General features: G+C 44.4%; 14 protein-coding genes, 1 rRNA gene and 2 pseudogenes. 4 read left to right on the forward strand and 13 right to left on the reverse strand.

Annotated features, from left to right (window positions below):
* From I8U27_RS19335 to I8U27_RS19360, 6 genes are all read right to left on the reverse strand, one after another.
* Nucleotides 1–2,283: ribosomal RNA gene (locus I8U27_RS19335) — 23S ribosomal RNA — on the reverse strand; the annotation flags it as partial.
* A gap of 746 nt (nucleotides 2,284–3,029) precedes the next feature.
* A complete protein-coding gene (locus I8U27_RS19340) occupies nucleotides 3,030–4,358 on the reverse strand; it encodes a YjiH family protein (RefSeq protein ID WP_181754999.1) in 1,329 nt (442 codons plus the stop codon).
* On the reverse strand, nucleotides 4,355–5,356 hold the full coding sequence (locus I8U27_RS19345) for an agmatinase family protein (protein ID WP_181755010.1): 1,002 nt from the start codon (nucleotides 5,354–5,356) through the stop codon (nucleotides 4,355–4,357). Before I8U27_RS19345 ends, I8U27_RS19340 begins: the two co-directional genes overlap by 4 nt.
* Nucleotides 5,357–5,369: 13 nt before the next feature.
* Nucleotides 5,370–6,659 (reverse strand): imidazolonepropionase, encoded by a 1,290-nt coding sequence (gene hutI / locus I8U27_RS19350; protein WP_181755001.1) that lies wholly within the window; start codon nucleotides 6,657–6,659, stop codon nucleotides 5,370–5,372.
* 83 nt (nucleotides 6,660–6,742) lie between these two features.
* Nucleotides 6,743–8,410, reverse strand: a complete 1,668-nt coding sequence (hutU, locus tag I8U27_RS19355) for a urocanate hydratase (protein ID WP_181755003.1) — start codon at nucleotides 8,408–8,410, stop codon at nucleotides 6,743–6,745.
* Between the two features lie 147 nt (nucleotides 8,411–8,557).
* Complete coding sequence (locus I8U27_RS19360) at nucleotides 8,558–10,063, reverse strand: helix-turn-helix domain-containing protein (protein ID WP_181755006.1); 1,506 nt, start codon at nucleotides 10,061–10,063, stop codon at nucleotides 8,558–8,560.
* Between the two features lie 199 nt (nucleotides 10,064–10,262).
* On the opposite strand from I8U27_RS19360, the gene I8U27_RS19365 reads away from it, so the two are divergent.
* From I8U27_RS19365 to I8U27_RS19375, 3 genes and pseudogenes are all read left to right on the forward strand, one after another.
* Nucleotides 10,263–11,894, forward strand: a complete 1,632-nt coding sequence (locus I8U27_RS19365) for a peptide ABC transporter substrate-binding protein (protein ID WP_198065916.1) — start codon at nucleotides 10,263–10,265, stop codon at nucleotides 11,892–11,894.
* Nucleotides 11,895–12,093: 199 nt separating this feature from the next.
* Nucleotides 12,094–13,400, forward strand: a pseudogene (locus I8U27_RS19370) (IS1182 family transposase).
* Between the two features lie 880 nt (nucleotides 13,401–14,280).
* Nucleotides 14,281–17,826, forward strand: coding sequence for a family 43 glycosylhydrolase (locus I8U27_RS19375; protein ID WP_181755024.1), 3,546 nt, complete (start codon nucleotides 14,281–14,283; stop codon nucleotides 17,824–17,826).
* Between the two features lie 239 nt (nucleotides 17,827–18,065).
* On the opposite strand, the gene I8U27_RS19380 is transcribed toward I8U27_RS19375, so the two are convergent.
* The 7 genes from I8U27_RS19380 to I8U27_RS19410 all read right to left on the reverse strand — a co-directional run bounded on the left by I8U27_RS19380 (nucleotide 18,066) and on the right by I8U27_RS19410 (nucleotide 21,210).
* A complete protein-coding gene (locus I8U27_RS19380; RefSeq protein ID WP_181755022.1) occupies nucleotides 18,066–18,446 on the reverse strand; it encodes a hypothetical protein in 381 nt (126 codons plus the stop codon).
* A gap of 795 nt (nucleotides 18,447–19,241) precedes the next feature.
* Entirely contained in the window at nucleotides 19,242–19,382 is a 141-nt protein-coding gene (locus I8U27_RS19385) for a CRISPR-associated endonuclease Cas2 (protein WP_181755028.1), read from the reverse strand.
* A gap of 113 nt (nucleotides 19,383–19,495) precedes the next feature.
* Nucleotides 19,496–19,771, reverse strand: a complete 276-nt coding sequence (locus tag I8U27_RS19390) for a hypothetical protein (RefSeq protein WP_181755020.1) — start codon at nucleotides 19,769–19,771, stop codon at nucleotides 19,496–19,498.
* Nucleotides 19,772–19,993: 222 nt separating this feature from the next.
* The gene (locus I8U27_RS19395; RefSeq protein WP_181755018.1) at nucleotides 19,994–20,254 is read right to left on the reverse strand and encodes a hypothetical protein; all 261 of its coding nucleotides are present in this window, start codon (nucleotides 20,252–20,254) and stop codon (nucleotides 19,994–19,996) included.
* Nucleotides 20,255–20,371: 117 nt separating this feature from the next.
* On the reverse strand, nucleotides 20,372–20,593 hold the full coding sequence (locus I8U27_RS19400) for a hypothetical protein (protein ID WP_181755016.1): 222 nt from the start codon (nucleotides 20,591–20,593) through the stop codon (nucleotides 20,372–20,374).
* Nucleotides 20,594–20,613: 20 nt separating this feature from the next.
* Nucleotides 20,614–20,862, reverse strand: coding sequence for a hypothetical protein (locus I8U27_RS19405; RefSeq protein WP_181755014.1), 249 nt, complete (start codon nucleotides 20,860–20,862; stop codon nucleotides 20,614–20,616).
* A 165-nt stretch (nucleotides 20,863–21,027) separates the two neighbouring features.
* Nucleotides 21,028–21,210: an NUMOD4 domain-containing protein gene (locus I8U27_RS19410; protein WP_181755012.1), complete on the reverse strand. Its 183-nt coding sequence runs from the start codon at nucleotides 21,208–21,210 to the stop codon at nucleotides 21,028–21,030.
* 105 nt (nucleotides 21,211–21,315) lie between these two features.
* On the opposite strand from I8U27_RS19410, the pseudogene I8U27_RS19415 reads away from it, so the two are divergent.
* A pseudogene (locus I8U27_RS19415) lies at nucleotides 21,316–21,414 on the forward strand (ABC transporter substrate-binding protein); the annotation flags it as partial.

Raw genomic sequence — 21,414 nt, forward strand, 5'->3', positions numbered from 1 at the left:
AGTAAAGCTCCACGGGGTCTTTCCGTCTTGTCGCGGGTAGCCAGCATCTTCACTGGCAGTACAATTTCACCGGGTCTCTCGTTGAGACAGCGCCCAGATCGTTACGCCTTTCGTGCGGGTCGGAACTTACCCGACAAGGAATTTCGCTACCTTAGGACCGTTATAGTTACGGCCGCCGTTTACTGGGGCTTCGGTTCAGAGCTTTGCGTTAGCTAACCCTTCCCCTTAACCTTCCAGCACCGGGCAGGCGTCAGCCCCTATACATCGCCTTGCGGCTTCGCAGAGACCTGTGTTTTTGCTAAACAGTCGCCTGGGCCTCTTCACTGCGGCCCCCTCGGGCATACACCCTAACGGGGCACCCCTTCTCCCGAAGTTACGGGGTCATTTTGCCGAGTTCCTTAACGAGAGTTTTCCCGAGCACCTGAGGATTCTCTCCTCGCCTACCTGTGTTGGTTTGCGGTACGGGCACCTGCTTCCTCCTAGAGGCTTTTCTTGGCAGTGTGAGATCAAGAACTTCGGTACTCATCATTTCCCTCGCCGTCACAGCCTGGCTTGAAGAAGAAACGGATTTGCCTGTTTCTTCAGCCTCACTGCTTGGACGCGCTCTTCCAGCCGCGCGATTCTCTACCCTCCTGCGTCCCCCCATCGTACAAACGGAAGCGGGTGGTACAGGAATTTCCACCTGTTGTCCATCGCCTACGCCTTTCGGCCTCGGCTTAGGTCCCGACTAACCCTGAGCGGACGAACCTTCCTCAGGAAACCTTAGGCTTTCGGTGGAGGGGATTCTCACCCCTCTTTTCGCTACTCATACCGGCATTCTCACTTCCAAGCGCTCCACCCGCTCTCACGAGCGGGCTTCGATGCCCTTGGAACGCTCCCCTACCATCGTGCCGCATTCACTCCAGCTTTGAAAGAGACGCCGTTTAGCCAAAGGCATTTCGCTGAAAACTTGAAGAAAGATCAAGGTTGTTTTCGGCGAATGAACGGAAATATCCGTTCATTCCTTCAAAGACAGAGTGAATGCGGCACCATCCACAGCTTCGGTGGACCGTTTAGCCCCGTTACATTTTCGGCGCAGAGTCACTTGACCAGTGAGCTATTACGCACTCTTTGAATGATGGCTGCTTCTAAGCCAACATCCTGGTTGTCTGGGCAACTCCACATCCTTTTCCACTGAACGGTCACTTGGGGACCTTAGCTGGTGGTCCGGGCTGTTTCCCTTTTGACTGCGGATCTTAGCACTCGCAGTCTGACTCCCGGAGTGAGAGTCGATGGCATTCGGAGTTTAACTGAGTTCGGTAACCCGTGGAGGGCCCCTAGCCCAATCAGTGCTCTACCTCCATGACTCAATCTCCGAGGCTAGCCCTAAAGCTATTTCGGGGAGAACCAGCTATCTCCGGGTTCGATTGGCATTTCACCCCTACCCACACCTCATCCCCTGGTTTTTCAACACCAGTGGGTTCGGGCCTCCATGGCGTGTTACCGCCACTTCACCCTGGACATGGGTAGATCACCCGGTTTCGGGTCAACGGCTGCGTACTGGATCGCCCTGTTCAGACTCGCTTTCGCTGCGGCTCCGGCTTTTCACCTTAACCTTGCACGCAACCGTTACTCGCCGGTTCATTCTACAAAAGGCACGCCGTCACATCTTACAGATGCTCCGACTGATTGTAAGCACACGGTTTCAGGTTCTGTTTCACTCCCCTTCCGGGGTGCTTTTCACCTTTCCCTCACGGTACTGGTTCACTATCGGTCGCCAGGGAGTATTTAGCCTTGGGAGGTGGTCCTCCCGGATTCCCGCGGGGTTTCACGTGTCCCGCGGTACTCAGGGTCCGTCTCGGAGAGCAGGGGGTTTCAGTTACCGGGCTGTTACCGTCTGTGGCGGGTCATTCCAGAACCACTTCACTTACCCCGTGCTTTTGTAACTCCGTGTGAGACGCCCTACAACCCCGCCGGCAAAAAGCCGGCGGTTTGGGCTGTTCCCTTTTCGCTCGCCGCTACTGGGGGAATCGCTTTTAGCACCCACGAAAGTATTACTTTCGCGGGGCCCGCTTTTGCTTTCTCTTCCTCAGGGTACTAAGATGTTTCAGTTCCCCTGGTCTGCCTCCGGCCGCCCTATGGATTCAGGCGGCGGTACTGGCTCTTCCAGCCAGTGGGTTGCCCCATTCGGAAATCTCCGGATCGACGCTTACTTACAGCTCCCCGAAGCATATCGGTGTTCGTCCCGTCCTTCATCGGCTCCTGGCGCCAAGGCATCCTCCGTGTGCCCTTAGTAGCTTATCCTACTTGTCCCTGTGGGACTCGGTTTTCACTTCTCCGGTGAATGCAACTTGACATACTTGACCAAGTGTGTCATTTGCTTTATTCCATATCTAATTTTCAAGGTGCGTTTGTTTCGTTTGCGTTCACCGCTCACCGCAGCGACAAGAAATAATATAGCACATACAAAAAAACAATGCAACCCTTTTTTTATACTTTTTATCTGGAATTTTAATATACTTGTTTTTCTGCGAAAGTGTGTGAGGGTTAAACAAAAAAAGGCTGCTAAACAAACCCAGAGATTAGAGTTTTAATTATTCCGGGGAAGCAGAATTCTGGGGAGTAACCTTTTGCCGATATCGACCCAGCGGGAAAACAGAACAAGGGAAAAATCGAGGCAACTCTTCCCTGCCTTATACCTATGCCCCTTGTGTAGTTTTTGGAGTGCCCTTCTCTACTTCCTTGTTGGGCGCTGATCGGGAGCGAGACAGAATGCTGTCTTCCCCCCACACTGATATACACTTTTACAACCCTTATGGCTTACCGGTACAACTTCGGGATGAAAGTTATCTGATTGGACCCCCGCTCCCAAAATTATATTTTACGACATAGAAGCTCTGGAGTTTTCAACTCTTAGAACTTCTTGTCCCCGTGGGTCTTCGTTTTGTAGCGGTGTAAGTCACTTGCCGCAAATATAATTTCTCCGCTCTATTATTCAATGACACTTTCACAGAAAAAGCTACTGACTTATCAAGTCAATAGCCCATCAATCAGAGCAACAAAAAGGCGATGGGTGTAACAAGAATCAGCGTAAATATTGTACGCTCCACCCAAATGACTAATAACTCCCAGATATTAAGCGGGATCTCCGTAGATAATATACAGGGAATGGAGGCAGAGAAAAACAAGATCGCGGAAACGGAAACGACACCAATGATAAACCTGGTCACCAATGGTGCTTTGGCGGCAATTACAGCTGGTAAAAACATTTCGGCAATTTCAATCGCGGATGCCTTTGCCGCCAACATCGGCTCCGGAATCTGCAATAACCAGGTGATCGGATAATAAATGATTCCAAGTACGTCAAAAACAGGGGTAAACTTGGCCAAAACCAGCCCAAGGAATCCGACGGACATAATTGAAGGCAAAATTGCCATCGTCATCACAAAACCGTCCTTAAAATTACTCCATACATTTTTGGCTAAAGGAGGTGCATGCTCCACTGCCTGCATCGCTTCTTTCCATGATTTTTTCAACAGCCCTTTTTTCGACTCCGGCTCCGGTTCTCCCTTTTCAGTCATATAGGCATTGCTCTTTCCTGAAATCGGCCAGATCCGCACCGTGATCACCGTAACAAGGAAGGTGACAATCAAAGCTACCCAGAAATATAAATTCCAATATTGCATGATTCCAAGCGTTTTGGCGACAATGATCATAAAAGTGGCAGAAACGGTTGAGAACCCGGTTGCAATGATGGTTGCCTCTTTAATCGTGTACTTGCCTTCCTTGAATAAACGGTTTGTAATGAGTAAAGCGATGGAATAGCTGCCCACAAAGGAGGCAACGGCATCAATGGCCGACCGGCCGGGGGTCTTCCAAACACGCGTCATGATCGGCCTCATCCAGACTCCGATAAACTCCAGCAGTCCGTAACTGACCAGAAGCGCTAAAAAGACAGAGCCCAGCGGAACAAGTAAACCTACTGGAATCACCAACTTTTGAAAAAGAAACAGACCCATGTCCGGCTCAAACAACCACTTGGGGCCGATTTGCAAATATATCATCAGTGCAACAGCAAACCCGGCCACCTTTAGACAGGAGAAAACGCGATCAACCATGCTTTTATTCCAGGAACCAACCGCAAACGGATAAACAGCTCCCGCAAAAATAACAGCCAGGGCATAGACCGGGACTGCGGACGGTACAAACCCGTTAATAAAGGTTACCAAATGGTCTAGCGGAATTGATGACTTCCCGCCAACGGACACAGGTACAAAAAACATAAATACTCCAATCAAACTGTAGATCAAAAACCTGGCAACATTGCCCGGCAGATTAACGCTAGGTCCCGGTTGCATTCCCATCCCCGGCTTGCTCATTCCACATCTCCCTCCACCTGTAGCATTTTTCGCTGCACGAACCCGGTGAGAAAAGAAAGCATCACATGAACACCTGCTTTGATAGTCGACCGGGCAATATCCTGATACGGATCCAGGCAAACAATGTCCATCGCCCGTACTTTGGGGCAGGAACCCGCCAGTTGAACCACCTCAAACAATTCATCTGTTCGCATTCCCCCCGGGGTTGAAGCAGGTGCCCCCGGTCCCACACTGATATCCAGCACATCCATATCAACCGTTAAGTATATGGTGTCAGTTCTTCGGCTCAATTGCCGTAAGGCATCTTGAATCACATTGTCGATTCCTATCCGGCGTGCCGCTTTTAAAGTGGTAAAGTGAAGGCCCGCTTGATGGGCGTAATCTCTCAATGACTTGGCGTTAAAAAAACCGTGCAGTCCGATATTATAAACATCTTCCCCTTTGACCACGCCGCTTTCGATTAAGTTTCGGATCGGAGTGCCGTTGCTGGGGCCGTTGTCTTCCAGACTGCGAAGATCGAAATGGGTATCCAACTGAAGGATGCCGATTCGTTCCTGTGGATGAGCCTGTTTCCATCCCCTGACCAGCATCGCAGTAATCGAATGATCCCCGCCGATCATGAGAGGGAAAGTATTTGGATGATGGGTGCGCATCGCAACCATTGCCTCCATAATATTCCGATGGCAGGTGGGGATATCGGTGACATGCTGCCTGACATCTCCCAGATCAACCACCCGCAATACGGATAAATCTACATCCTCGTCCAGGTTATAGGTTGTAAAATATTTCCATCCCCTGCGCATGGCATCCGGGTTTTCACTGGCGGCAGAGGCACTGATAGAAGAACGGGAGAGAGGGATTCCCAGCAAGGTGACATCAATCCCTGACCAATCAACCGGGCCGCCGGACTGCATATCAAGCGTTTGAATCCATTCATGAACTTTGGGCTCATTTGTCTTGTCGCGGACATTCCACTGAAACGATGGGGGTTGTAACATCGGATAAGGATACCTAACCAATGGACTCACTTCTTTTCTTATCCTGAATCAACACTTTTCCGCGTTTGATAACTGTGTGAACATGGTTGATCCCGTAGTAATATACAAGGCTCTTATAATTTGGCACATCAAAAATAATCAGGTCAGCCGCCTTTCCTTCTTCAATGCTGCCGATCACATGGCCGCGGCGGATGGCATGAGCCGCATTGATCGTTACAGCCGCTAAAACTTCTGCCGGGGTCATCCCCAGTTTGAGGCATCCGAGGTTCATGATTAACGGCAGGGAAACTGTAGGTGAAGAACCGGGATTACAATCCGTCGATAACGCAACCGGTACTCCGGCATCAATCATTTTGCGCCCGGAAGCCATTTCAGCCATCAGGAAAAAGGCTGTTCCCGGCAACAGCACTCCTACAACTCCCCGATCCGCCATCGCTTCAATTCCCTGCTCAGACGCGCGCAGCAGGTGATCTGCCGATACGCACCCGACCGAGGCCGCCAGTTCCGCTCCGCCGTAAGGCTCAATTTCATCAGCATGAATTTTAGGATGAAGGCCGTATTGCAGCCCCGCTTCCAAAATCCGCCTGGACTGTTCCGGTGTGAACACTCCCCGCTCGCAAAATACATCATTAAATTCGGCTAACCCGCGGCGTGCCACTTCGGGAATCATCTCATGGATAACTTCGTCCACATATTTCTCCGGGTTCTCTTTATATGGGACAGGTACGGCATGCGCTCCCATAAACGTGGACACCACATCAACATCGTGTTTTTCATTCAATTGTTGAGCTACTTCCAATTGTTTGATTTCATGTTCCAGTGATAAACCATAACCGCTTTTCGCTTCCACAGTTGTTACACCATATTGCAGAAATTGATCCAGACGCCGTTTACTTTCCGCAAAAAGCTGCTGACTGTCCGCTTGTTGCGTCGCAGTTGTTGTCGCGTGAATTCCTCCGCCGGCATTCATGATTTCCATATAGGTGGCACCCTGAAGCCGCATTCCAAATTCATTTTCCCTGCTTCCGGCATAAACAAGATGGGTATGCGGGTCCACGAGTCCCGGAGTCACCAGCTTACCAGTTGCATCGATCACGGTTGCTTCTTGTAAACGGCTCTGATAAAGCCTGATTAATTCCTCATCTGTTCCGACTTTTTGAATAACTCCATCCTCCAGCCAGACACTGCCATCTTCTATGATCTTCAATTCATTCATCGTCTGCTTGCGAAGAGGGCTGCTTGAACTGCCTTTCAACGTAACCAGTTGTCCTGCATGGCGAACAAAGAGCGGCTTTTGTTGCACAGGGAATCCTCCTTATCAACTCCGGGAATAGGCTGAAAAGTGTTCTGCCCTATTCCCGTTGATTTTACAATATCATCGGTGACTTACCTGTGAAGCATCGGAATGTGAACACCTTTCTTGCTAGCTGTTTGAATAGCCAGCTCATAACCCGCATCTGCGTGGCGGGCAACTCCTATGCCCGGATCGGTCGTGAGCACACGTTCAAGGCGCTTTTCTGCCTCTTTTGTGCCATCTGCTACGATAACCATCCCGGCATGAAGGGAGTAACCCATTCCCACTCCCCCGCCATGATGGACAGATACCCAACTGGCTCCCCCGACCGCATTGATCAACGCATTGAGAATCGGCCAGTCGGCAACGGCATCACTGCCATCTTTCATCCCTTCGGTTTCCCGGTTTGGAGAAGCAACCGATCCGGAATCAAGATGATCGCGGCCGATCACAATGGGGGCTTTCAATTCTCCGGAGGTAACCATCTGATTGATAATCCTGCCAAACCGGGCCCGTTCGCCATAACCTAACCAGCAGATACGTGCCGGGAGTCCCTGAAAGGCAATTTTCTCCCGAGCCATGCGAATCCAGTGGCACAGGTGTTTATTTTGACTAAATTCGCGCAAAATAACCTCATCTGTTTTATAGATATCCTCCGGGTCACCAGACAGGGCAATCCAACGAAAAGGCCCTTTTCCTTCACAAAATTGGGGCCGGATATAGGCCGGTACAAATCCGGGGAAACGAAATGCATTTTTTACCCCTTGATCTTTGGCCACCTGACGAATATTGTTTCCATAGTCAAAAGCAACGGCTCCTTTTTCCTGCATGGTTAACATCGCTCTCACATGGTTGGCCATACTGAGCTTGGCCTGCTCTTCCACCCGTTTCGGATTTGTTTTCCGCAACTCTGCCGCTTCTTGCAGAGACATCCCCTGCGGCAAATAACCGTTTAACGGATCATGGGCAGAGGTTTGGTCTGTAACAATATCCGGAATAAACCCTTGTTCAATCATCTGCGGCAACACTTCAGCGGCATTACCCAGCAATCCGATCGACAACGGTTTTCCTTCCTGTTTGGCCGCCTGTGCCATCACCATCGCTTCGTCCAGTTGATCGGTCATTTTATCCAGATATTTTGTATCCAAACGGCGTTGGATTCGTGCCGGGTCCACCTCAATCGCAATAACCACTCCATCATTTAAGGTGACCGCCAGAGGCTGGGCTCCTCCCATTCCCCCAAGCCCCGCAGTCACTGTAATCGTTCCGCGCAGGCTGCCGCCAAAATGTTGCCGGGCACATTCAGCAAAGGTTTCATAAGTACCTTGCACAATCCCCTGGCTGCCGATATATACCCAGCTTCCCGCCGTCATCTGTCCGTACATCATCAGACCCTTTTTATCCAGTTCATGAAAGTGATCCCAGGTAGCCCAGGCAGGAACCAGATTGGAATTGGCGATCAGGACCCGCGGGGCATCCACATGTGTTTTAAATACCGCTACCGGTTTTCCGGATTGCACCAGCATGGTTTCATCATTCTCAAGCTTCATCAATGTTTGGACAATGGCATCAAAAGCCTCCCAATTGCGCGCCGCTTTTCCGATTCCGCCATACACAATTAACTCCTCCGGGCACTCAGCCACTTCCGGGTCCAGATTGTTCATCAGCATTCGCAGTGCCGCTTCCTGAATCCATCCCTGTGTATGTAGATCCGTGCCCCGATAAGCTCGTACCTGATGTCCTCCAGTTTTCCCGCTCATCTTTTCACACACCATCCTGTGACGATTTTGTGACTAGATAGAGTATATCGAACCATACACAATCTTCATAGATAAATAAAATTTGAAAAAGGAGGCTTTTTTTGGTCAAAAAAAGAGAAAGCCAACGCTTTCAACAGTTTTTTAACTTTATTTTGTTTTTCTTTCATTTCTTTTGGGGCGGTACTCCCGTGGAGAACATCCTTTCGTTCTTTTGAACACACGGCTAAAGTAGTTTGTATTTTTATATCCCACCCGATTGCCAATTTCCTGGATGGAAAGGGTTGTTTCTTTTAAAAGGCGGCAAGCGTGCCGAATCCGGATCTCTGTTACCAGTTCGCGAAAAGTAATTCCTTTTCTGGTGGTAAGCAAGTGGCTGAAATAAGAAGGATTTCTTCCAACCTGCCAGGCCACTTGCGGCAAGTTCAGATCTGGTCTGTGATAATGTTTTTCTACATACTGTACCCCTTGTTCAATAATATTGGAATTTGCATCTGTGAGTCGGCTTTCAGCGCCGCACAGAAGATCATAGGTAAATAATAAGATATCCTGTACAATCCGAAACAGGACCGGACTGTAGAGAACAGAAGCAAATACCCGATGGTAATGCGATTCAAATGAGGAATCCTCATGAAGCCGGTGAGACTGCATAAATCTCCTCAATTGCGCCAGGATACTTGTCAAGCGAATCCTAAGCAAATCCGGGTCGGGAAACGGGGGCTCCCGATAAGAAAATTGTTGGTGCATCCATGTTTTGATCCCTTCTTTATCAAAGCGGTTCAGCATCTCTAACCACTCTCTTTGCTCATCTGTTGAGAGAAACGGATCGATGGCTGTCCAATCCATCTGTTCGTCGACGAAAATCACTTGCCGATGCCCTTTAAAAAAACGCATTTCCAATGCTTTGGCGGCCAACCTGTATTTTTGGTGCAAGGATAAAAGCGGATCACGATGGATGTTGATAACCAGAGAAAGAGGATCTTCATAACGTTCCGACCATTCATTGAGCAAACGATGTCCTTCTTGCAGGAAAACTTTTTTTTCATCCGCATAAACCCGTGGAAAAACACAGACAACTGCATCACTGACCGGAAATAAGTCCGGCTGGTCATGAAAAGGGTATTCCTGCAAAAAGGCTTGGAGGACCGGCACGCATTTTGAATGTTCCGGTTGCACTAGCATGAGGCTTCTATTTTCTCCGAATGATTTTTGATCCAAAAACAGCGTTTGATAAGAAACCCGGGCATGTGCGGGTTGAATGCGGGAATCCGAACCGGTATGGCTCTCTGCGATCTGCTTGTAAGTGCGGTTTAACATTCGTTTGATCCGGTCAGGCGAAATCGGTTTAACCCATAAATCAACAGTGTGAAGTTCAATCGCTTGCATCGCTCGTTCAAAAGTGGCTTCCACTGTCATTCCGATTACTTTTTTTACATAATGAAGCACTCTTTTTTTCACATTTTCCCAGTCTGAACGGGGGATCATGTCAAGCTCAATACACAACACATCAGGCACCTCACGTTCAATCAACCTGATGCATTCCATTATATTTCCGGCAAGAACAACCTGATCAAAGGGAATGGGGTAGGCTTGAACCAGCCACTTTAATCCTTCTCTCTCTTTCGGATCACGGTCCGCAATCAACAATTTAATCATGGAAAAATCCTTTCCGCCCTGAAAATGCTTTCACCTTTATTTTATTTGCTTCCCGCCGAAGATTCTATAAGCCCGTTTACTCCACAAAAGTTGAACAAAGCAAAAGTATAAATTAAAGGGATTTTCACATAAAACGCGGAACTTTAATAAAAAAATCATTTTTTATTCAAAATCTGATACACAGGGGTGAGGGAGTGCTATGAAAAAAGTTATGAAGCAACTGTTACTGGTTAGTATCGTTTTATGCTTCATTTTTACAAGCGCCTGTTCTGAGCAGCAAAAAGCAAATGCAGACAAAAACCAGGTGCTTACTATCATCAGAAATGTAACCAGTGAACCGGCCAATATGGATCCTACCTTTTCCGATGATAGTGCTGCATTTGAAGTTTTTCGGAGTATCATGGAAGGATTAGTCGCGCTTGATGAAAAAGCACAACCGCAACCCGCGATTGCCAAAGAATGGACTGTCAGCGAAGACGGGCTCGTTTATACTTTTAAACTGCGGCCAACGAAATGGAGCAATGGGGACCCGCTCACTGCCCATGACTTTGAATTTGCCTGGAAAAGAATGTTAGACTCCAAAAACAAGGGGCGGGCGGAATATGCTTATCAATTGTTTTATTTAAAAAATGGCGAGAAATATCAGCAAGGAAAGGCAAAAGCAGAAGAAGTGGGAGTGAAAGCAACCAGTGATGATACTCTTGTTGTCAATCTCGAGCAGCCGGTCCCTTATTTCCTAAGTCTTACTTCTACTCCCGCCTATTTTCCTCTGAACAAAAAAGTGGTGGAAAGTGATCCAAATTGGGCCAAAAACGCGGATACCTATGTGAGCAACGGCCCATTTAAGATAAAAACCTGGATTCATGATCAAAAAATAGAACTGGTTAAAAATGAAAACTACTGGGATAAAGGGAAAGTAAGATTAAAACAAATCAATCTTCCTTTTGTTAATTCAGCCCAAACGGCTTACCAGATGTTTTTATCCAATCAAGCAGATTATATTGCTGGCAACTCGATCCCGGCAGATTTGACACCCCAGCTTTTAAAAGAAGGCAAAGCCAAAAGTATCCCGGATACAACTCCTTATTTTTTCATTTTTAATATGAAGAAAAAGCCGCTTAATAATGAGAAAATCCGCAGGGCATTTTCCCTCGCGATCGACCGTAAGGCGATTGTGGAAAAGGTCGCCCAGGGAGGGCAAAAAGTAGCCACCGGACTGGTTCCGTGGGGAATCCCCGATCCGGCGGCCAATAAGGATTTTACTGACGCGCATCCGGCTTATGTACCAGAGACAGCCAAAGCGGAGGAAGCCAAAAGATTGCTTGAGGAAGGGATGAAAGAAGAAGGAATCACCGAGTTGCCCGAAATCACCTTTGATTACAATACCGGTGAACTGCATAAGAAAATCGCCGAAACGGTGCAACAGATGTGGAAAAAGAATTTGGGTGTGGACGTACAGTTGCGTAATTCCGAACTTAAAGTGTTCCTTGACCGTATTGATAAAGGCGATTTTGTCATTGCCCGCATGGGAATTGGTGCTGACTATCTCGATCCGATGTCCTTCCTGGATCTTTATCTCACCGGCGGGGACAGCAACAGCAGTTATTGGAGCAACACAGAGTATGATTCCTTAATCGCAAAAGCGAAAAGCACGGCAGACCAAAAAGTGCGAATGGAAACCTTGCATCAGGCGGAAGCCCTGCTCATGAAAGAAATGCCGATCGCTCCTATCTATTACTATTCATCAATCACCATGAAAAAAGACAAGGTGAAAAACGTCAAACATAATCCGGATGGAACCACGTTTAAATACGCTTATATCGAGGAATAGGCAATATGACCAAACAGAGGTTAAAATAACTTTAAGGCCCCAGAGATCCTGATCCCCTGGGCCTTAAACAGTTGAATGTTTTTGGTAAAATTGATTTTCAAGCGGGGATTCCCCGCTCGAGACTGCTGACAAAGTAAAAGGTCAGTGGTCTTTTTTGTCGAAATAAATAGGAACCCTACAAAAGAACGGAGTTTTGACTATGTTTCAAACAAATTCTCATCGCCAAGGTGGTTTTGAGTTTGTAAACATTGAAGAACTGGTTCCTAGAGATCATTTGTTACGGAAAATCGATGCAACGATTGACTTTTCGTTCATCGCAGAAAAAACATGATCATTGTATTGTGAGAACAATGGTCGTCCATGTGTAGATCCAGTCATGTTGTTTAAAATGTTGTTCATTGGTTACTTATTTGGCATTCGTTCCAAACGCCGACTTATTGAAGAAATTCGTGTCAACGTGGCTTATCGTTGGTTTGTGGGACTCTCTTTAACAGATCCTGTTCCTCACTCTACAACCTTTAGCCAAAATCGCCGCAGGAGCTTTAATGGAACAACAATCTTCCAAGAAGTTTTTGATGAGATTGTTTTGCAAGCCATCCGTCACGGATTGATCGATGGAAAAGAGTTGTTTACTGATTCGACCTTTCTCAAAGCAAATGGGAATAAAGGAAAGTTTGTTCATAAAAAGGTAACCTCATCAACCCAAGCTTATTTGAAGGAATTATACGAAGCCATTGACCAAGATCGTGAAGCACACGGTAAAAAGCCGTTTAAAAAAAGACCAAATATCAGTAAATGAAAAAGAAAGTCGTGTAAGTACAACTGATCCGGAAAGCGGATATATGGTACGGGACGGAAAACCCGAAGGCTTTTTCTATCTCGACCATCGCGCTGTCGATGGTCGGCACAACCTGATTACTGATGTTTTGTAACACCCGGAAATGTTCATGACTCTCGCCCTTATTTGGCTCGTTTTGGCTTTCAACCTGAAGCGATCGCATTAGATGCTGGTTATTTAACGAGCCCTATTTGTCATGCTCTTAAAGAAAAAATATTTTTGCTGTGATTGCCCATCGCCGTTTTCGCCCTGAAAAAGGGCTATTTCACAAGTGGCAGTTTAAATATGATCCTGATCGTGATGTCTATGTTTGCCCGGCAAAACATAATTTAACTTACCGTACAACGAACCGACAGGGATACCGTGAATATAAATCTGATCCTCGTACCTGCACCGATTGTCCGTTGTTAAACCGATGCACACATTCTCGTGTAAAAATAAAAACGATCTCCCGTCATGTTTGGGAAGATGCAAAAGAATGGGTTCGACAAAACCGATTCAGTGAGCGAGGCAAACTTCTGTATAAACCCATTGAACATAGTTTTGCGGATGCTAAAGAATTACATGGTTTAAGATACGCACGCATGAGGGGGCTCTCCAAAGTAATGGAGCAATGCCTCCTGACTGCCGTGTGCCAAAACATCAAGAAAATAGCCTTGCTCCTCTAGAAGAGGGGCAAGGGCCATCATCCTACTTCTTTATTTTCCCTTCATTTTTTATTTTACAAGTAAACCCAGCACACCAAACCTTGTTTGGGGCAGGGTTTGTCAATAATCTCACGATATGATTCCATCTTATCGTCCTCCTCCGCTCGCCAACTCTCTCCGTCGTCCTCAAGCTGTCACATATCGTATCTTTCAGCCGAGTGTCTTGATTAGAAAAACAAGTTTTTACATGGAAAGCAGGATTCCAGCTTGTTAAAAACGAATATTCTCTCGTAAAAATTAGATAAATTCCTTTGGAGATGGTTGATAAATGTATGAATATAAAACGATTAAGTTAAAACATCTGGAAATGGTAAATGACTATGGAGCGCAAGGATGGAGAGTTGTATATGTGAGGTATTCCAATTGAAATGACCTCTACTAACTACTCAGCATCAGCCGAAATACCAATCTTCTTCTTTGCTTCTTCCTGAAGATCTCGGTATTTTCCTATATGTTTGACCACTTTCTTAGGTTCAATTAATCTGGCCAGTCCTTTTTTTAGTAATTTTTCTATAGTACCCCTTTTTTCTAAAAATGTGTATAATAGTGTCAGCCAATTCCCTAATTGTTCTCTGCACCTACACATAGTGGGTTGCGCTAAGCCGACTGTATTCGAAGTGGCCTTTTCACTCGCTATCTTGTGAAGATATCTTGCAAAGATCTTGTACTTGTCTTTGTCTTGTTCTCTTTGTGATGATAGAGTGCCAGCGCCGACACCTTCATACTACCTTCAAATTCCGGTGGAAAATTAAACAAAGAAAACCGTTGGGTGCAATTAGCCGGCCGGAATGGGTCTTGTCCGCAGTAGTATTAGTAATTTATGGTGAGGGGATGTAAAATGATGAAAAAAAAGCTATTAGTACCTCTGTTAATATCTACACTATTATGGAATCTAGTACCGAGTTTGACTTTATTCGCTCAACAAGATTCTGAATCATTTGAGAATCCAGTTATATGGGCTGATGTTCCAGATCCTGATGTTATCAGGGTAGGGGATGTTTATTATATGACCAGTACGACGATGCATATGAATCCTGGTGTTCCGATCATGAAATCGAAGGATCTCGTAAATTGGGAAATCGTCAACTATGTTTACGATATACTTGATGATGGTGACAAACAAGCCCTTAGGAATGGGCAAAATGAATATGGAGCAGGGTCATGGGCAAGCAGCCTTAGATATCATAACGGCACCTTTTATGTGGCGTTTGCTTCCAATACTACCGGCAAAACATATATTTTTCAAACCAGCGATATAGAAAATGGCAAATGGACAAAATCAACACTGGATGGTCTTTATCACGACCCGTCTTTGCTGTTTGATGATGGGCATGTATATATGGTTTATGGCAGTGGCGACATTAGAGTGATCGAACTTACTTCAGATGCAACAGCGATCAAAGAAGGGGGTCTTAATAAAGTAATCATTCCTGATGCAAGTCTAGTTGCAGGTCCTAACGTTGGTCTTCCTGCTGAAGGTTCGCATGTCCTAAAAATTAACGGTAAATATTATGTATTCCTCATAACATGGCCAAAGGGAGGTAGTCGGACTCAATTAGTATTTCGAGCAGATAGTATAGACGGTGAATATGAAGGAAGAATTGCCCTGGATGATTCCGGTATTGCGCAAGGAGGGATTATTGATACGGTCGATGGGGATTGGTATGCTTTTTTGTTCCAAGATCACGGGTCAGTAGGACGAATACCGTTTCTGGTTCCAGTTTCATGGGAAGATGGGTGGCCAATATTCGGGGAGGATGGTAAAGTTCCTCAAGAAATACGTATTCCGGCTGGGGATACGAATCTTAAAAATTCCATTGTATCCTCTGATGAGTTTTATCAGGGATCAAAGAAGATTTCAGCGTACCATACAAAGACTAAGACAAATGGAGAAAACGATTACAACGGATCAAATCTTTCGTTAGTGTGGCAGTGGAACCATAATCCTGACAATAATAATTGGTCTCTTACCGAGCGCCCAGGATATTTAAGGCTTACTAACGGACGAAAGAGCACAAATATTCTAGATGCCAGAAACACACTTACCCAAAGAACATTTGGACCAGAATGCTCAGGATATACTGCAATGGATATAAGCAATATGAAAGATGGAGATTTTGCAGGCCTCGCAGCATTCCAAAAAAACTACGGATTCGTTGGTGTAAAAATGTCTGGAGGTTCTAAATCTATTGTTATGGTGAATGGCAGTTCTGGATCACCGCAGGAAATAGAAAGTATTCCTATCACTCAAGACAGAGTATATTTTAAAATTGACTTTGATTATAAAAATAAGACAGATAAAGCATATTTCTATTACAGTCTTAACGGCGTTGAATGGACAGCGATAGGGAACACCCTTCAAATGACCTATACAATACCTCATTTTATGGGATATCGCTTTGCTCTGTTCAATTACGCAACAAAAACAACAGGTGGGTTTGTTGATTTTGATTACTTCAGAATAGACGACAAGCTAACGGGAACAGATACATCTGCAACAATCCTAAAGGCGTATCTAGAAGATGTTTCTGATGTTGTCGGTGCCCCAAACATTAAGTTTAAAGTTCCAGTAAAAATGGATGCATTGCCAGAAGGAGAATACTCATCTATTTCGGCATCCTTCAACATACCAGAGAATCTTACCGTAACTGGCGTGGAATTTAATTCTGAAAATATTGATGGAGATAGCTCGTATACGTTCTCCAATAATCGGTTGCAGCTAAATGTATCAGGTGATGATGTTAATTTCTCAAATCATTCTTCTAATTTGTTTGCAACAATTAATTTTAAAGTTGATGATTTTGTTCCATCTGACCGAACAGATGAAATTAGAACAGATTATATAAATGTTGATGGCGGAAATGTTGTATATGATGTTCACGATGCTGTGGCAAACATTGGGTTAAAACAACTGGATACGGAAGCACTTGCAAAAATTCCAGGGTATGCTAATCCCCTTATCAGCCATAAATATGGGGCAGACCCATATGCGATTGTTCATGAAGGAAGAGTCTATATTTATATGACAAGTGACGCATATGAATATGATCAAGACGGAAATATTATTGATAATACGTATAGTCAGATTAAGTCGATAACCGTTATCTCATCCGCTGATATGATCAACTGGACAGACCACGGAGAAATCCCTATTGCGGGGCCAGATGGTATCGCAAAATGGGCAAATAATTCTTGGGCTCCGGCAGTTGCACATAAAAAGATTAATGGCAAGGACAAATTCTTTCTCTATTTCTCAAACAATGCATCAAATATTGGTGTCCTAACAGCAGACAGCCCTATTGGACCCTGGACAGATCCGCTAGGTGAACCTGTAATCGACAGGGATACTCCAGGAACTGATGGTGTAGTATGGATTTTTGACCCCGCAGTATTGGTTGATGATGATGGAACAGGCTATTTATACTTCGGTGGAGGGATACCTGGTGGTTCAAATCCGTCACAAGAGCAAATTGCAAATCCAAAAACTGCAAGGGTTATTAAATTAAGTGAGGATATGATTCACACAGAAGGAGAAGCAAAATTAATTGATTCTCCATTCCATTTTGAGGATTCAGGTATCCACAAATATAATGGTAAATACTATTACTCATATTGTTCTAACTTTTCCGGTATACACCCAGAGGGGACACCGGGCAAGGGTGAAATTGCTTACATGGTAAGTGACAAACCGATGGGCCCCTTCACTTATGTTGGAACTATCTTAAAAAACCCATATGAATTCTTTGAAGTTGGTGGAAATAACCATCATGCTATCTTTGAATTCAATAACCAGTGGTATATAACATACCATGCCCAAACGCTTGGAAAAGCAAAAGGATACGTTAAAGGTTATCGTTCCACCCATATTAATGAGGTTGAGTACTATGAAAATGGATTTATAAAAGAGGTTGAAGCTGACATGGAAGGTGTATCTCAGGTTGCGAACCTTAATCCATACAAGCGTACTGAAGCTGAGACCATCGCTTGGAGTGCAGGAATTTCCACTGAAAAGTCTGAAGCACCAGGAAGCATGCTGGAAAGTCTTAATCTAAATGTTACAGATATTAATAATGGGGACTGGCTTGCTGTGTCAAACGTTGACTTTGGTGAAAACGGAACAAAGACATTTGAAGCCAATATCGCATCAGCTGTAAGAGGTAAAATAGAAATACGCTTGGACAGTCCAATTGGTGAGGTAATTGGTACTCTTGATGTTAAGCGTACAGGCGGAGAACGAAAATGGAAACCAATGGAAACTGATGTAAAAAACGTTAAAGGGGTCCACAATATTTTCTTTATGTTTATTGGCGAAGATAAAAACAACTTATTCAATATTGACTACTGGAAATTTACTGAGAATAAGGTTAAGAAATCAAAGAAAAACTAGAAATGTATAAATAAAAGGTTCCAGATCTGTTAACATACACAAAATTAAAACGCCTACATTTCGTGGTGTCATCACAGAAGAGGAAGCAAAAGAGTACAACAAACTTTTTGATATGTTCTTGGATATGCTGGAGACGAAAGCGGAAAAAAACGTAAGAAGCGGGATGATTAGTGTCAGCTAACTAGATCATCCCGCGATTTTTTAGTTCCTTCTTTGAATCCATGATGTCTTTTTAAAAGCTACTTTTTGTCTAAGATGGGGTCTTGTGAAGGAGAGGTGTCTAGAGGGAGTTTTAGCTGTTCGTATTTATAGCTATCTTGCTCTGAATTATTGGAGAGCATTTGATATTTTCTTTTCAAGTGATTCAAATCCACTCTTGCCAAATTTTTCTTATGCTTAAGTTCTGTTTTCTCTTTCATTATAGATTCTAGATATGGTAAAATCTCCGCTTTCCGTTCTTCAAAAGTTTTTCCTTTTAGCTTTAACTGTGTTAACAACTTGGATTTTTCTATTGAGAGTCTATTAGTTAGTTCATTATATTTGTATTCTAAATTATAGTATTTTCTCTCAGCATCTTTAATTTGATCAATTAAATTATTCAGTTTCTCTAAAGAACTCAAGGATATACCCTCCTTTCTTAATTCTCATACTTTAATTATACAGAAATATCTGTAAAATTAAAATAGTAAAAATGCACCGATCACTAACTCTGAAAATTTGTCCTTTACACACAATAACTCACCTTACCCCTATCTCCCCCCTAGACATTCGGAACGAAATTTGAACGCTCTACGGGGATCCTAGGGGCCTCTAACGCTGTCTCAAAGGCAAAATAAAAAAGAGGGGTTCACCCTCTCGAATACCAATCACTATAGATTCCAGTGGTACCTTGGTAGCCGTTCCCGAAACCTCAGCTTTTACAACGGTTTTGACTGGTATTTTCGGGCAACTTGGCTAACAGTGAAAATCCAGCCTCAGATATGCTTTTGTGTACAGACAAAAAAACTGGAAAATCCCTGAAAAAACTGGACTGCGAGCGAGGCAGACTATTTTTGACATACGAAGGTGCTCGATTACGTATAGTTTGTGTTTTAAGAAGAATTGTTATACGATAGTTCCTTTGCATGATTAAAGGTCTTGCATGGAGCAAGATCAATAAGGTAAGAGTACATACTGGAATATAATAATTCTGTGGTGTGACGACTCTGAATCGTCAGCGGCACACGCACAGTAAACTTTTGCCCTATAGGCACTTGTATTATAACATTTTTCTGTTATAGGAAACCACTTGGGTTAAAAAACCAACGCCTGTAAATCCCTTGGTGCATAATCCCGGCCTAATACAGTAATTTTCTTTTCCAACTGATCGGATGTCGCTGTTCCGATATCTACACATGACTTGATCTTATCGATGGTTAATCACTTGGTCCAATCGGTATTTGAGTTTCCACTTTTTGCTGTTCGGCCAACTGGCAGATAAAAACCGAGTATTGAATGTGATCACCCATCCCTTTCATGATTTTAAAGACTTTTCGCCAGCGCTTGGGTTCCGAAATATCGTAACAAAGTGAACTACATCCTTGAAGCTATCCCGTTCTTCTCAGCAATCTTCGATCAGTTTTGATAATTCGCACAGTAGTTTAAGGGTTTCTGGTTTTCTGTTATTTTCCTAACTTTCCTTTAATTCGGAGACCAGCTTTTTCAATCGATCAGGGGGGAGTTCCTTCTTCAAAGGCTTCAGAGCTTCCTTATCTAGGATATCATCTATGATAGTTCTTTTATCTTTTTGTTTTGCCATCTCTACCTCTGCATCCTCTAGAATCTTAAGTATTTTCCCTATTTCCTCTCTTAGTTTGTTTAACTTAGGTCCTCTATTTCCTAAACATTTGAGACCTTCGGCAATCCACCTGATTTCGTTCAGGGAAAGGTCTCGATGATCATTCAAAAGAACATACAAGCCCACAACTCAACGGTTTGCCAAGAGTTTTCGAGGATTGGATTCTCATGCTTAGTCCTCGCTACCTGCCTCTTTACCTTTTCTAAAGCTTCTCTAACTGAATTAGCCATGACACCAGTGGAATAGACTTTCCCTGTCCCTAGACCAGGGCCTTTGATTTTGTATCCCACTCTATAGTCGAACCTTGACAAACCATGAATTTTAGGAATTTTAATCTCCATTTCTTATCACCTTTTCGATTATTTTTGACCAGATCAATGGTAAATCACTTTCCCAAACAACCGCTCGATTTACATTCTTCCTGATTTGCCATTCGACATCAGACAAATCATACTGTTTCTCCAACTTCTTCTTGTTGAGGAGTCGTAGCTTTTTGTACAGTTGCTTCCTAGTTTCATCATCTTCCGAGAGTAAGAGTTCAAGCCGGAGATCTTGAATCTCCGATTGAATTTCTTCAATCTCCTTTTTCACCTCGTCCCCGACGAGACATCATTAGCAACAACATTCAACCCACCTCCGGTTCTAACTCAAATTCCCTGCCAAAGTCCCTACCACAAACTTCGTACCTTTCACCCCCATTTTCCCGATTTATTTCGGGTAGCTATTTGTTTGTTCTTTGACGTATTTTATAAGGTTAGCGCGCTCCACATTGTTTTGGTCGTATATGCCGACTACATACCAGACAAGGAAGAAGAGTCCGCAAAGCAGCCAGAACCCTGAAGGAATAAGGGGTTTGTTTTCCTTGATAAATTGAGCTTTTGCCTTTGCCTCTACCTCTCGCCATTCCCTTTCATACTCTTCTGGAATCACAAGTATCATCCTTTCGCGATTTATTCCGCTTCGGTCCAATCAGGATCTTTGATTTGTTTGACAAGCTGGCCATTTTCATAGATCCGCAAATAATCATCATAGTCTTCAAATTTAGGTTGTTGTTTCTTTGGTTCAGGTACCGGAATCAATTCAATTGGTTCACTTAAATCCAAGACTTGACCATCAATTTGCTCCAAATCTTCAATCTGATTTTCGGCACGTTCCCAATTGCGGATAAGTTCACGTGCTTTTTCAATGGGATGGATCAAAGCGGAACATTACCTTCACACAAGATAGGATCAATGTTCCTGATCCAGCCAAACACCATTTTCTGTGAACGACCTTTCCAGATATTGATATCGTATGTGTTCCGGTTGTCTGAGTAGGTAACCTGAATTTCGTATTTTCTTCTCTCCGTTGTTTTGTACATTTTTTCACCGCATTTCTATCTTTGGATGAAAAAATTTTAAAAGTGAGAAGCCCCTCCCCTCTTCCGTTCGCCTCCATCGAACTCCCCGGCGGTTAACGATCACGCGCTTTAAACTCTTTACCCTGCCGTAATTGCTGACTGCATAACGGTCCTCATACACTACAATTGGTTTCCAAATCTCAGACATTGAGTATCAGCTTCTTTCTTGTAATTCCATTGCCTTCAGAATCAGCAGATTTTGGACCTGTTTCCGACTGTCTTCGTCCCAAGAAGTATCCCGGATGCAACTCCATATTTTTTCATTTTTAATATGAAGAAAAAGCCGCTTAATAATGAGAAAATCCGCAGGGCATTTTCCCTCGCGATCGACCGTAAGGCGATTGTGGAAAAG

It is taken from the genome of Paenactinomyces guangxiensis (assembly GCF_016055185.1).
Taxonomy (GTDB): domain Bacteria; phylum Bacillota; class Bacilli; order Thermoactinomycetales; family Thermoactinomycetaceae; genus Paenactinomyces; species Paenactinomyces guangxiensis.

Bases quoted from the DNA above. Each gene is read 5' to 3' on its own strand.
- I8U27_RS19340 (WP_181754999.1), bottom strand. From the start codon at position 4,358: ATGAGCAAGCCGGGGATGGGAATGCAACCGGGACCTAGCGTTAATCTG.
- I8U27_RS19345 (WP_181755010.1), bottom strand. From the start codon at position 5,356: ATGTTACAACCCCCATCGTTTCAGTGGAATGTCCGCGACAAGACAAAT.
- hutU (WP_181755003.1), bottom strand. From the start codon at position 8,410: ATGAGCGGGAAAACTGGAGGACATCAGGTACGAGCTTATCGGGGCACG.
- I8U27_RS19360 (WP_181755006.1), bottom strand. From the start codon at position 10,063: ATGATTAAATTGTTGATTGCGGACCGTGATCCGAAAGAGAGAGAAGGA.
- I8U27_RS19365 (WP_198065916.1), top strand. From the start codon at position 10,263: ATGAAAAAAGTTATGAAGCAACTGTTACTGGTTAGTATCGTTTTATGC.
- I8U27_RS19375 (WP_181755024.1), top strand. From the start codon at position 14,281: ATGAAAAAAAAGCTATTAGTACCTCTGTTAATATCTACACTATTATGG.
- I8U27_RS19410 (WP_181755012.1), bottom strand. From the start codon at position 21,210: ATGTCTGAGATTTGGAAACCAATTGTAGTGTATGAGGACCGTTATGCA.